The organism is Streptomyces griseorubiginosus (assembly GCF_001514195.1).
Classification (GTDB): domain Bacteria; phylum Actinomycetota; class Actinomycetes; order Streptomycetales; family Streptomycetaceae; genus Streptomyces; species Streptomyces griseorubiginosus.
Map to the genome: position 1 here is coordinate 64,341 of NZ_KQ948742.1, position 12,584 is coordinate 76,924.

Here is a 12,584-nt window from a genome sequence, read left to right on the forward strand (position 1 = left end):
TATGAGTCCCCTTGTCCCGTTGGTCCACCCCCTTGCTCCGATCCCCCTGACCGATCCCCCTTGACCCCCTCGCCGGCCCCCTTGCCGATTCCCCTGGCGGCCGGTCTCCTCTCGCCGCCCTCCCCCGGGAGCGACCCGCCGAGGGCTCGTCAGCCCTCGCCGGTCACCGTCACCACCACAGCGGGCTGAAGTGCACGGCCGTGTTGTTGTTCCCCTGGTTGACGGCCGTGAAGGCGGAGCCGTTGACCTGCGCGGTGTTGCTCTGGTTCGAGGCGCCCGAGCCGACGGCGTTCTGCTGTGTCGTGGACGCGTTGCCGTTGTTGTCGTGTCCGACACCGCTGCCCACGATGCTCGCGACCCCCGCGTTCGATCCGTCGTCCGCGAAGCCACCGTTGTCCGCCGCGGCGACGCCGGTGAAGAGCGCGGCGGCGAGCGGGAGGGCGGAGACGGCGGCGATGACGCGGGCGGTACGGATGCTTGCCATGTGTGTTTCCTCCAGAACCCGGCCTGGTGCCGGTAGTACGTCAAGTAAGGCTGTTTCCGGGGCAGTTGGCCGACCTTCCCGGTGCTGTGCACGACGTCGCGAGACCAGAGTTGCCCAGCGGATCCCCGGCGAACCAGAGCGGAAGGGGTTATTCCCCCTGAAGCGTGAGGACAAGTCGATAAACCCCTTTCGCGACTTCACCGGGCGGTTCGGGGTGGTTGGGGCACTCGGTGATCAAGCGCCCCAAGAGGCAAAGCGTTCCGGCAGATTTCCAGCCAATCGCCGACGCCCGGCGAGTCGCGCTCGCTCACCCTTCCCTTTTTCGAACACTCGTACGAACATAGAGGCATGGCCACCACAGACCGGCAGGCCACGACGCTGGCCCTCGCACACGCCCTGTCAGCCGCCGAGCGCGGGCTGGCCGTCCTCCCCCTGTCCCGCACCAAGCTCCCGGCCCTGCGCTCCCCCCACCGCGACGACCCCTCGGCCGCGCCCTGCCACGGTGAATGCGGCGCGTTCGGACACGGGGTGTACGACGCCTCGACCGACCCCGTCCGCATCCGCGAGCTCTTCGCCGCCGCGCCCTGGGCGACCGGCTACGGCATCGCGTGCGGCCTGCCGCCCCACCATCTGATCGGCATCGACCTGGACACCAAGTCGGGCACGGACTCCTCGGCGGCCCTGCGCGAACTGGCCCTGCGCCATCTGTTCACGATCCCCGACACGGTCGTCGTCCTGACCCCGAGCGGCGGCCGCCACCTCTGGCTCACCGGCCCGCCCGACGCGGCCGTCCCCAACTCGGCCGGCCGACTGGCCCCGGGCATCGACATCAGGGGTGCCGGCGGATACCTCGTCGGGCCCGGCTCCCGCACCGACCACGGCACCTACGGCACGGCACCGGGCACGGCCCACCTGGCCCCGGCGCCCTGCCCGCCCGCCCTGCTCCGGCTGCTGCTGCCCCCACCGCGCCCCACCCACCCCGCGACCCATCCCTCGGCGGGCGACCAGGGCCAGGGCCTGGTCCAGTTCGTCCTCGCGGCACACGAGGGCCAGCGCAACACCCGCCTGTTCTGGGCAGCCTGCCGCGCCTACGAGAACGGCATCGGCCCGGCCCTGGTCGCCCCCCTGATCTCCGCGGCCCTGGACACAGGCCTCACGGAGCGGGAGGCCAGAGCGACGATCGCTTCGGCGGCTCGGATGACGGGGCACCGCGGGTGAGCGCCCCCCGGGGGGGAACGCTCTGACGCACCCAGTGGAGGGGCGCTCTGACCCGCCCGGCGCGGCGAGCCGCCGTTCGCTACTCCGCCGGCCTCCGGCCCGCGCGGTGCTCGGTCAACCACTTCTCGGCGTAGGCCACCGCCGGGGCCAGGTCGAACAGACGGGAGTCGGCGGCGCCGACACGGCCCCGGGCGACGGGCTGTTCGGGGAGGGACTCGTAGGCCTCGCCCAGTGCCGGGAAGTCGGAGGTGTCGAAGTCCACGTCCCGGTAGCGGTGCCAGCGCCGTCCCGAGCCGTCGTCGACCGCGCAGCCATACTCCCGGCTGCCCTGGCCGGGCACGCGGTACTCGGCCAGGTGGAAAGACGTGCAGACGGAGTAGCCGACGCCCAGCAGCAGGACGCGGGCCGACAGTTCCTCCAGGCGGGCCAGGGGGGACTCCTCGCCGAGGTGACAGTTCAAGGCGTGCCCGGCGGTGATCCGCGCGGCGGCCGGCCCCAGGGCGGCGAAGGAACTCTGCGGGTGGTCGCTGCGCAGAGCGCCCGGCCGGGTGCGGACCTCATCCGGCAGCACGCCGACCCCGTAGCTGGGGGTCCGCGCGGGATCGAACGCGGGCAGCGTCGCCCGCAGCCCGGCCCACTCCGCCGGCGGCACGGCCCGCCCCCGGGTCAGGGGCCAGCGGGACGGGTCGGAGTTGTCCGGGGTCTGGGTGTAGACGACCAGGGTGCCGTCCGCGCCGAGCGCGTCCAGGAGCGAGTCGACCACGGCCCGCGCCCCGCCGTGCACTGGCCCGACGGCCCGCAACGAGGTGTGCACCAGCACGGTGTCGCCGGGCCGGATGCCCAACCCCCTCACCTGAGAGGTCAGTTCGTCCGCGTGGAGAAGAGCGGTCTCGGTCAACTCGGCACTCCCTGAATGACGTTCATGTGCTCACGCGGCGCCTCCGCACGCCTCAGCCCCGCCGGCAGCGGCGCGGACCACAGCAGTCGCAGGTCGTGGCGGACCGCGGAGGCAAGCGGCCTGCCCTGCGGGCTCCCGCCGTCGACGAACTCGCGCAGTCCGACGTCCCCGCCCCTGGCCATGGTGTACGGCGGTACCGAGTGCCGGGACAGCACCATCGCCCCCAGGCCGGGGCCCCGCTCGGCACCGGCCGCGAACAGGTGTCGTACGGCATGGAAGTGGCGTTCCTGGAGGCCGCCGACGTCGATCACCGTGGCGTCGGCCGGGACGGCGGTGCCCTGGCGCAGGGTGAGCGGGACGGCGGCGCGGTCGTGGACCAGGACGTGGGCGGCCGCGTAGCGCAGGGTCTGTTCGTCGGCGGTGGCGCCGCCCTTGCCGCCGAGCCGTTCGAGAACGCGGGACCGCCGGACCGGGGTCAGACTGCGCACCAGATCGTCCAGGGCGGTGACGACCCCGGGCGCCGGCAGGGTGTCGTACAGCCCGAAACGGCCCGGCACCAGGGACGACAGGAGCAGATCGAGGCTGCGGGCCAGCAGGGTCGTCTCCTCGGCGACGGCGGCCCCGGGCAGGCCGTTGACCCGGCAGCCGAGGGAGCCGGCCAGCACGATCTGGAGGTGCGGGGCGCGCAGGCCGGTCTCGGTCAGCCGGGACGCCATGCGGACGGCCGGCAGGACGTAACTGAGCGCCCGCAGCGGGATCGTGGTGCTGGCGCCGTACACGATCCGCAGCACCAGCGGGGCACGGACGGCTTCGCCCGCGGCCCGCAGCAGGGGGGCGACGCCGTGCCGGGGCAGTCCCTGGACGTAGCCCGAGCGTCTGGCCTCGGGGCCGACGAGCGCGTTCAGCAGCCGGGGGCGCAGCCGGTTGACCTCACCGGTCTCCTGGGCGTCGGCGCACGGCGGCAGGGTGTCCAGGAGACTGCGCACGTCGGTGTCGGTGAGCAGACGGGGTTCCTTGCAAGGTCCCAGGACGGGCACCCCCCGCAGGACGGCCGTGAGCAGGTTCGTCTGCTTCTTTCCCAGGGGCGGCACCCCTTCGGACACGTTGGGCATTGTACCTGACAATTCGCCAATAAAGTATCAATAGTTACGAGTTGACGGACTGGATTGTGCCACGGTCGGCCACCCGGACTCGTGCGAAACTGGAAACGAGGTACGCAAGCCACATACGGGGGATGAGATGGTGCCCGTGTACCGCTACGCCGTCAGCTATGCGCACGGCAGGGACGAGGCCTGGGTCGCGAGATTCCTGGACGAGCTGAGACGGCGTCTGGAGACCGGGGACGGGCCGCGGTTCCACCGCCTCGTACCACCGGCCTTCTCCGACGGGGACCCCGGGAAGGGGTCGTACGGCACGAGGACCGCCGATGTCGTACTGGCGCTGTGCAGCCCCGCGTACTTCAACGAGGGTCCGGCCCAGCGGGACTGGGCGGTGCTGGCGCTGCGCCGGAGTCTGGGGCAGGCCCGGACCGGGGTCGCCCCGCAGCCGGCTCTGCCGCTGGTCTGGGAGCCGGTCGAGCGGCGGCTGCCGGGGCCTGTCATGACGGCCGACGTCTTCTCCGCGGGCCAGCCCGTGGAGTACCGCTCGCTGGGGCTGGCGCTGCTGACCATGCAGGCGCCGCGGTACCGGCAGGCGCTGGACCGGGTGCTCAACGGGATCGTGGCCCGGATGGCCGAGATGGTCACGGTGGGAGCGCCGACTCCCGAGCTTGACGAACGCTCCGCCGAGGACGCACCCGACGCGCTCTCGGCGGACGACGCGGCTTTCACGGAACGTTTCCGCAAGGAGGTTGTCCCGGCCCTGCCGCCCTTCCCGGTCGCCCGCACCCTGGTCTCCCGCGGCCCCGCCGACGCCGGGCACACCCCGGAACACGCCCTGCCCACCGATCTGTTGCCGCGACTGGGCCGACGGATCGTCCTCGTGGGCCCCGCCGGAGCCGGCCACAGCACGGAGCTCGCACGACTCGCGGCCCGGGCGCTGGGCGGGGCGTCGGAGCGGGTGCCAGGAGGCACCGTACCGGGGCAGGTGACCGCCGGGCCCCTCCCGGAAGTGCCCGGCGTGCGCCCGCGGACGGACGGCGCTCCGGCAGCGCCGACCACGGCCGACCGTGCCCCCTGGGGATGCCGCGTCCCGTTCGTGCTGTCGGCCCGGTCGGGGGCCCTGCCCCGGCTGGACGGGATGGTGCCGACGCTCGCCCCGCTCGCCGCCGCGCAGGAACCGGCCGGCTGGGCGTCCCGCCGGCTGCGGTCCGGGCAGGCCTTCCTGGCCGTGGACGACCTGGACGCGGTGCCCGCGAGCAACCGTGCCGCCGTGTGGGAGTGGCTGCTGCACCTGCTGGAGGCCCACCCTGACGCCCCGTGCGTCATCGCCACGAACGGCACCGGCGTGCCCTGGTCCCGGCTCGGCGACACGTTCCGGGTCGTAGGCCTGACTCCCCTGTCCCCGGACGACGTCAGGGCCCTCCTGGACTCCCGTGCGGCGGCCTCCCCCGAGGACCGGCAGGCTCTCGGCGCGCTGCTGCCGCGGTGCGACTCCGACCCGCTGCTCGTCGGCGTCGCCGACCGTCCGGCCGCCGCTGCCGCGCTGCTGCGGGCCACGAGCGCCGCGGCCCGACCCGTGCGGATTCCCCGCCATCAACTGCTGCGCGCCGGTGTCTCGGCGGTGTGGCGCCGGCCGCGGGTGGAGACGACCGCCCCGCCCGTACCGGGCCTCGCCGCCAGCCCGGTGCCGGACAGCGTGCTGCGGGCCGCGTCCGGACGGCTGGCCGTCGCCACCCTCGGGCTGGACGATTCCCACATCCCGCTGAGGACCGCCCTGAGCGCCCTGCGCGACACCGGGAGCTCCGACTCCGCCTCACCCGAACACCTGCTGGCCGCGCTCGCCGACCGCGCCGGTGTGGTTTTCCGCCCCGGACCCGACACCGTGGCCTTCCCGAATCCCGAGGTCAGGACCTACCTGGCGGCCCACCATCTCGCGTACACCCTCGGCACGGACGCCGACACCGTGCTGCGCCGCCACCCCTCCGCGGAACTCGCCGCCCTGCTGGCCGAGTTGCTTGCCGCCGGGACGTCCGCCGGTCCCGTGCGCAGCGTCCTCGCGACGCCGGGCGGCTCGCCACGGCGCCTGCCGGCCGCGAGCCCACCGCCGCGTCCGGCCGTACGGCGGGCTAGCGTACGGTCGTCCGCCGAGGTGCGCGCCCTGCTCCGTGCGGGTACCGCCGTACCCGCACTACGCTGCACGGGGCCGGTGGACGGGCTGGCCGAGGTGCTGCCGCGGCTGCCCGGTCTTCGCTCGCTGGTACTCGCGGACGACCCGTCGCTCGTCGCGCTGCCCGAGCTGGCCCGATGCCGATCCCTGCGCTCGGTCCGGGTGCTGCGCTGCCCGAACCTGCGGGATCTGACGGCACTGGAGTCCTCGGCGGTGATGTTCCTCGACATCGACCCGTGGCCCGACCTGCCGGTACCTGATGGCCTGCGCCGGGCCTTGTGGCTGAGCCGGGTGAACCTCGTGACCGTCGGTTCCCGGCCCCGGCCGGCCGCCGCGGTGCCACCGCCGGGGACCGACACGGTCTTCCCGGAGATTCGGATGCGGCGCCGCCGCCGGAGCTGACAGCAAGCCGCCCGTCGCCCGCTGACGGCCGGGCGGCTGCCGCTCGCGCACTGGAGGAACCGTCCCGTCGGCCAAATTCGCCGACGGTGTAGTGAGCGTGCGCGCCATGGGGAAGAGTGCAACGGGGGCGGCCCCCCGAGCCGTGGGCCGACGATGGGGGGACAGTAGGCTTGATCAAGCTTTTCGACCCGGCCGAGGAACCGGACCAACCCGCGCCGGACGGTCTCACGCCCGCCCGCGGCACGGACCGCCTGGACGAACAGGTCTACCTCTTCGACGACCCGACCGTCCTGGCCGTCAATGTCGCCCTCGCCTCCGGACGCCCGCTGCTCGTGCTCGGCCCCCCGGGTTCGGGGAAGTCGGCGCTCGCCCCGAACGTGGCCCGGCTGATGCGCTTCCGCTACTACGCCGAGGTGGTCACCGCCCGCACCGAACCGCACGACCTGCTCTGGCGCGAGGAGGCGTTCCGCCAGCTCAACGATGCCACCCGGGGCACGCTCCAGGACCCCGGTTCGCGGGCGTACTTCCGGCCCGGCCCGCTGTGGAAGGCACTCGATCCGGCCATGGACGAGGAGGGCTCGCCCGACCTGCGCGACCGGCCCGCCGTGGTCCTCATCGACGAGATCGACAAGGCCGATCCGGACGTCCCCGACGCCCTGCTCGATCCGCTCAACAACCTCCGCTTCACGGGCCCGGACCGCTCGACGGTGACGGCGGCCGAGGACACCCGCGCACCCCTGGTGGTGATCACGAGCAACGAGGAGCGGGAACTGTCCACCGCATTCCTGCGCCGCTGCATCCTGCTGCGCCTGCGCCCGCCGGGTCGTGAACACCTCCTGAAGGTCGCACAGTTACATATGGGCGACGCCTACGACGAGGCACTTACCCTGGAGTTGGCCGACCTGTTCGCGTACGAGTCGGTGGCGACCGGGCCCGCGGCGAGCACCGCCGAGTTCCTGGACACCCTGCGGGCCTGCCGCCATCTGGAGTTGACGGCGGACTCACCGGAGTGGCGGGCGGTCGCGGGGCTCGCCATGGTGAAGGCCTCGCCCGACCCTGCCACCTCCGTATGAGCCCGGGGAGCCCGGCCCGGCTGGGCGACCTGCTGCGGACGGCCCGCGCCCTGCGGGTGTCGGACCCGGACGACCTGGCCACGCTCGCGAGGACCCTGGGGTTCACCCTGCCCTCCCGGCCGTCCGCCGACCAAGACCCCGCCCCGGCCGCGGACGTCACCGCGCCCGACGGTCGCAACCGCCGTCCCGCCAACGCGGCACAGCCCTCCCGGGGCGACCGTACGACGGCCCGCGCCAACGGCACCGGCCCGACGGTCCGGCCGAACACCGGGTCCTCACCTCCGCACACCGCACGCCGGCCCGGTCGGGAAGACACCGCCCCACCGCCGTACCGCCACGACCCGGCCGCCTCCCCGACGACCCCCGACGAACAACCCCCGACCCCCCGGACGGTGACCGGCGGTTCGCTGCTCCTGATCCGCGCCGGACGTCCGCCGACGGCCCGGGAGACCCGGTTGCCGGTGTGGCAGGAGTTCGCGCCCACCGACTCTCCGGCCGACGGTACCGAGCAACTCCTCGGCCGTGCCGAGGAGTTCGACATGCCCTGGCCGACGGCCCTGCCCCGGCCCGCCCCGCCGTGGAACCCGCGCACCGAGCGGGCCCTGTTCCTCGCGGTGGCCGGTACCTTCACCACCGGACGCGCGGTCGACCACCCCCGGCTGGTGGAGCTGGTGGTGCGCGATCTTGCCGGCGGCCCGGTCGCCCGGCCCCGGGTGCCCTACCGGCGCCGCCTCACCACCCGGGCCGGAGCACTGCTGCTGCTCGATCGCGGTGAGTCGATGCGGCCCTTCCGGCACGACCAGGAGTGGATCGCACGGCTCGCCGCCCGCATCCTGCCGCCGGGCGGACTGCGCGTACTGGACCTGCGCATCGCCCAGGGCGTCAGCCGGGACCGGGGGCGCACCTGGGAACCCCACCCGGTGCCGCCGCACGGACAGCCCGTCCTGCTGCTGTCCGACCTCGGACACCTTCAGCCGCCGCTGCCCGGCCGCCACCACTCCTCGCCGACGAGCTGGCTGCCGTATCTGCGCAGGCTGCGCGAGGCGGGCTGCCGGACCGTGTGCCTGACGCCCTATCCCGCCGAGGAGTACCCCGCGGCCGTACGGCGAACGGTCGCGCTGGTCCCGCTGGACCGGCGGGTGTCCGTACGGCTCGCGCAGACCATCGCCCGGCGGGATCCGCGGCGTGCCGGGCAGCCTCGATGACGGCGGCAGCCGAACGCGGCGGCGCCCACCGGCTGATCGCGGAACAGCGCAGGCACCAGCCCGACGTGGTGCGCCTGGCCCGTTCGCTGTGCCTGGCCGCCCAGGCCGAGCCCTACTTCCTGCGGGGCGCCCGCCTCCGGTTCGCCCCGGACAGCGGCGCCGGACTGGAGGCGAGGCTGTGCTTCTCTCCGCTCGTGGAGGCCGCCGACAGCCGCGCCCTGGTGCTCTACCCGGAGGTGAGCGCCGAACTGCGCCGGCAGTTGCACGACCACGATCCGCATCTGCTCTCCCTGGTCCGCGACTTCACCCGTGACGCGCACCGCCGCGCGCCGCCCCTCGTCCGCGGCTTCGAGGAGCTGCTGTGGTCGGCGACCGTCGGCCCGCCCCTCTCCGAGGCCGCCATCGAGCGGATCCTGGCCCCCCTCTACGGCCAGGTGCTCGCCGACAGCGGCGCGTCGGCCGAGGCCGGTCGCTGGATCCTGCGCTTCCTGCCCCGACTGCCCGAAGCCGTACGGGAGTCGCAGCCGGCCTGGCGACTGCGGGTGATGGCGGCCGAACGCCTGGGCATGGAGCCGCCACCCGCCCTGGCGGACCGGGCCGACGCCGAGGAACTGCGGGCGGTGCGGGCGCTGGTGCACGGCGAGGTCGACATCGGCGTACGGCCCATGGCGGACGGCCTGGTCCTCAGCCGGCCCCCGGAGCCCGGGGCGCTGGTCTGCGGGGCGAGCGGTGCGGGCCGAGTCCGTCTGCGGCTGCGCGGGGCGCTGCCCGGGACCCAGTGGCACGAACTGGCCCTGCATGACGGCGAGCACGCCGCCCTGAACGTGAGCGTGGCCGCCGAGACGCGTACGGACGGCACGCTGCTGGCCGCGCAGGCCGAGCTGGGCGGCAGCCTGCTGTGCGCGCGGGCCGGCCACCGGGCGGCCGCCGCCACGACCGCAGACGGCCGAACGGTGTTGCGCATCGACGACGGCGAGTACGTCCTCCCGGTCGAACTCCCCGACCAGCCGAGGGTGCTGGCGGTCGCCGACGCCGGGCCACCGGCCACGGCGGTGGTCAGTGGCAAGGGACTGCATGTGATCACCACAGCCGCGGACGGCGGCGCCGATGCCGTCCTGCATCCCCTGTCGGTGCCGCCGACGGCCGTGGGCTGGTCCCGCACGGCGGAGCGCGGAGTGCTGTGCCTGGCCACCGGTACCGACGTCCTCCTCGTCGACGACGGCGATCCCGACCGCGTCCTACGCACGCTCCCGCACCCGGCCCAGGTGGTCCGCCTCTGGTGTTCCGTCCGGGCGGGCCTGGTCGCCGCCGCGGACGGGGACGGCGGTGTGACACTCCACGACCTGGTCTTACGCACGGTTCGCGGCAGTTGGCGGACGGACACGGCGGTCACGGCCTTGTGCGGCGACCCCGCGTCGGGGGCGGTGGTGTGGGGTACGGCCGACGGACGGGTGTGGGGATCGCGTACGAGCACAGGCCTCGAAGGAGAGGACCCGGGCCCTGCCGCCGTCACCGTGCTGGGTGTGCTGCCGGAACCGGCGTCCGCTCTCGCGGTGCTTCCCGAGGCCGGCCTGGTGGTGGCGGCGGACGGTGGTGACCGGCTGCTGCGGCTGGCCTGGCCGGACGGCGGGGCGGCCGACGCGGTGCCGATGCCCTTCCGGGTACGAGACGTCCATCCGGCCACCGGCGGACAACTGCTGGTGTCGGGACACGGCGGCGAGGTGGAGATCCGCACGGAGGACGGCCGCAGCCGGCTCCTCACCCCGGGCCCCCTGCCGGCCCCGCCGGACGAGATGGTCCCGGCCCCACTCCGGGACAGCGTCGGGGTCGTCCTTCCGGCCCGGAACCCCGTACTGCCGCCGGGAGTCCGCCGCTGGGGCATCGGCCACGTCTGCCTCCCCGCCTCCCTGCCCCCGGGCACACCGGAGTTCTCCGCTCTGCTGACCCGGGCCCGCGACCAGGGACTGCATGTCCTGGCGGAACTGGCACCCCCGGACGAGACCGTCCCCCACGCCGAACTCCTGTACCGCGCGCACGACTTGCTGGAGCAACCGGTCGACGGACTCCGCCTCACCGGCCCTACGGACCGCTGGCCGACGCCACTGGTCGACCGCCTGCGCCATCTCCTCGCCGCACATCCCCGGGCCACGGTGGTCACGACCGGTACGGCACCCTTCGGCCCGGGACACATACAGCTGGGGCCGCCGCCGGATCCGGGGATCGACGGGGGCGCCGAGTCCGTCTCGCCCCCTCGGCCGTACCTCGGGTGGGCCCTTCCGGACGGGCTCGCGTACCCCCAGGCGGCGCTGCTGCTGGCGCTCCCGGGCTGCCACGAGGTCCCCTCTTCCGTCCTGGCGCCCAGCGGCCAGGAGCCCTCGCCGCTACGGCTTTTGCTGGCGGCGCGGGCCGGTCAGCTGGCATTGCGCCACGGGCGGGTGGAGCGGGTGCCGACCGGGGTCGCGGGGGTGAGCGGGGTCCGCAGGGACCACGCGGGCCAGACCGTGCTGTGTGTGACGAGCACGGTCGGGGTGCCGGTCACGGCCCGGGTGCCCTTGCAAGACGCGACCACGGAGACGGAGCTGATCGAGCTCGCTCAGGAGGAGCGGGACGGCCCGCCCCAGGTGCTCCGTCCGGCCGCCGACGGCGTGGTCACGGTCGCGTTGGACGCCACGCGCACGCGCTGGTTCCGGGTCCGCCCCACCGCTCACCCGCCCCCGAACGAGCAGACGGACCCGTTCGTCCCGCCCGCCCGCTGACCCGAGACCGCCCCTACGAGGAGTCCGATGCCCGGTCCCCATGTCTTCCTCAGTCGCAGCGAACCCGTGGACTGTCCCTGCAACTGCTGGCCGGCCCGCCGTGCCATGGAGGAACTGCTGCACCAGGAGGGCTGCGAGCCGGTCGTCGTGGACCGGGAGTCCCTGGTGCCGGGACAGGACTGGATGGCGGCCATCTCCGACGGCATGGGCAGCGCTCACGGCATGCTCCTGATCGTGTCGAGCCATGCCCTGCAGTCCGAGCACGTGCAGAACGAACTGGCCATGGCCGAACTGCGCAACCGGCACGACGGCTTCCCGGTGATCCTGCTGATGCTGCCCGAAGTCACCCTGGACGCACTGGAGAGGAGTGGCCTCGGCTCGCTCAGTCCGCACCGGCGACAGATGGTGGAGTGGCCGGGCAAGGACGACATCGACGCCGTACGGCATGACATAAGTCCCCAACTTGAGCTGATGCGTGCGGAGTTGAGCGGAGCCAAGGTGCATCACCGACTGGTCCACCATCTGCGGGAGGTGGACGCGGAGAGCCTGAGCCGGGCCGGTGCGACGCTGGGGGTGCCGTTGGAGACGCTGTCCCCGCTCATGCGGCACCGGCTCGCCTCGGGTCTGCTGACGGAACGCCCGAGCGAGCCCGTGTCCGACCCGCTGCGCGCGGCCCTCACCGAACTGCTGCCCCTGTCGGGCCCGGACGCCTCCCGGGAACTCGTGCAGCTGAGCGTGACGCATGCCCGGGTACCGGTGGACGAGGCGGCGCGGATGCGGGGGGTGCTGGACGCGGGCTCCCCCAGGGTCGCGGTGCTGCCTGCGCTCTCCACGGACACAGCCCGCCGCTACATCCACCGGGCCAGCGAACAGCCGTTGCCCTGGGACCACTTCGTCGTGCCGCTCACGGCGGGCACCGGCGTGCTGACCGACCTGGTCGAACGTATCGGTGAGGAACTCCTGGAGGAGTTCGACATCCACGACGAGGAGACCCTGCGCGAACACGAGCACGACTTCGGCCCGGTGGTCGTGATCGTCCCCCACCCGCCGGACACCGACCTGGTGAGAGCACTCGACACGGCGTACCCGGAGGGCCTGCTGTTCCTCTTCGTGGTCGACGGAACCCTCCTCGGCACCACGGGCGCCCACACCCGCCTGGAGGGGCTGCCCGCATGGCGGGAGGAGGAGATGAACCGGACGGTCCGGCGGTTCGTGCGGCGGTACGGGACGACATCGAGCAACTGACCCGGCCGTCCCCGGTTGTGACGCCGGGGCGGCCGG

General features: G+C 73.9%; 9 protein-coding genes. 6 read left to right on the top strand and 3 right to left on the bottom strand.

What is annotated here, in order from left to right; translation table 11 throughout:
* Nucleotides 1-169: 169 nt before the first annotated feature.
* Nucleotides 170-484 (bottom strand): hypothetical protein, encoded by a 315-nt coding sequence (locus AQJ54_RS32205; protein ID WP_062243209.1) that lies wholly within the window; start codon nucleotides 482-484, stop codon nucleotides 170-172.
* Nucleotides 485-832: 348 nt separating this feature from the next.
* On the opposite strand from AQJ54_RS32205, the gene AQJ54_RS32210 reads away from it, so the two are divergent.
* Nucleotides 833-1,702, top strand: coding sequence for a bifunctional DNA primase/polymerase (locus AQJ54_RS32210; protein ID WP_062243212.1), 870 nt, complete (start codon nucleotides 833-835; stop codon nucleotides 1,700-1,702).
* A 79-nt stretch (nucleotides 1,703-1,781) separates the two neighbouring features.
* Here AQJ54_RS32210 and AQJ54_RS32215 read toward each other — a convergent pair whose 3' ends face one another.
* Both AQJ54_RS32215 and AQJ54_RS32220 read right to left on the bottom strand, forming a co-directional pair.
* Nucleotides 1,782-2,600, bottom strand: a complete 819-nt coding sequence (locus AQJ54_RS32215) for an AAC(3) family N-acetyltransferase (RefSeq protein WP_062243215.1) — start codon at nucleotides 2,598-2,600, stop codon at nucleotides 1,782-1,784.
* Nucleotides 2,597-3,712, bottom strand: coding sequence for a hypothetical protein (locus AQJ54_RS32220; protein ID WP_062243218.1), 1,116 nt, complete (start codon nucleotides 3,710-3,712; stop codon nucleotides 2,597-2,599). The genes AQJ54_RS32215 and AQJ54_RS32220 overlap by 4 nt, the downstream gene beginning before the upstream one ends.
* Nucleotides 3,713-3,839: 127 nt before the next feature.
* On the opposite strand from AQJ54_RS32220, the gene AQJ54_RS32225 reads away from it, so the two are divergent.
* From AQJ54_RS32225 to AQJ54_RS32245, 5 genes are all read left to right on the top strand, one after another.
* Nucleotides 3,840-6,269 (top strand): hypothetical protein, encoded by a 2,430-nt coding sequence (locus AQJ54_RS32225; RefSeq protein WP_062243221.1) that lies wholly within the window; start codon nucleotides 3,840-3,842, stop codon nucleotides 6,267-6,269.
* Between the two features lie 170 nt (nucleotides 6,270-6,439).
* The gene (locus AQJ54_RS32230; protein ID WP_062243225.1) at nucleotides 6,440-7,342 is read left to right on the top strand and encodes an AAA family ATPase; all 903 of its coding nucleotides are present in this window, start codon (nucleotides 6,440-6,442) and stop codon (nucleotides 7,340-7,342) included.
* Entirely contained in the window at nucleotides 7,339-8,547 is a 1,209-nt protein-coding gene (locus tag AQJ54_RS45225; RefSeq protein ID WP_062243228.1) for a hypothetical protein, read from the top strand. Before AQJ54_RS32230 ends, AQJ54_RS45225 begins: the two co-directional genes overlap by 4 nt.
* Nucleotides 8,544-11,303, top strand: a complete 2,760-nt coding sequence (locus AQJ54_RS32240) for a hypothetical protein (protein WP_062243231.1) — start codon at nucleotides 8,544-8,546, stop codon at nucleotides 11,301-11,303. Before AQJ54_RS45225 ends, AQJ54_RS32240 begins: the two co-directional genes overlap by 4 nt.
* Before the next feature lie 27 nt (nucleotides 11,304-11,330).
* The gene (locus AQJ54_RS32245; RefSeq protein WP_062243234.1) at nucleotides 11,331-12,548 is read left to right on the top strand and encodes a toll/interleukin-1 receptor domain-containing protein; all 1,218 of its coding nucleotides are present in this window, start codon (nucleotides 11,331-11,333) and stop codon (nucleotides 12,546-12,548) included.
* Nucleotides 12,549-12,584 lie beyond the last annotated feature (36 nt).

Coding starts and splice junctions, on each gene's coding strand:
- AQJ54_RS32205 (WP_062243209.1), bottom strand. CDS start 484: ATGGCAAGCATCCGTACCGCCCGCGTCATCGCCGCCGTCTCCGCCCTC.
- AQJ54_RS32210 (WP_062243212.1), top strand. CDS start 833: ATGGCCACCACAGACCGGCAGGCCACGACGCTGGCCCTCGCACACGCC.
- AQJ54_RS32220 (WP_062243218.1), bottom strand. CDS start 3,712: ATGCCCAACGTGTCCGAAGGGGTGCCGCCCCTGGGAAAGAAGCAGACG.
- AQJ54_RS32225 (WP_062243221.1), top strand. CDS start 3,840: ATGGTGCCCGTGTACCGCTACGCCGTCAGCTATGCGCACGGCAGGGAC.
- AQJ54_RS45225 (WP_062243228.1), top strand. CDS start 7,339: ATGAGCCCGGGGAGCCCGGCCCGGCTGGGCGACCTGCTGCGGACGGCC.
- AQJ54_RS32240 (WP_062243231.1), top strand. CDS start 8,544: ATGACGGCGGCAGCCGAACGCGGCGGCGCCCACCGGCTGATCGCGGAA.
- AQJ54_RS32245 (WP_062243234.1), top strand. CDS start 11,331: ATGCCCGGTCCCCATGTCTTCCTCAGTCGCAGCGAACCCGTGGACTGT.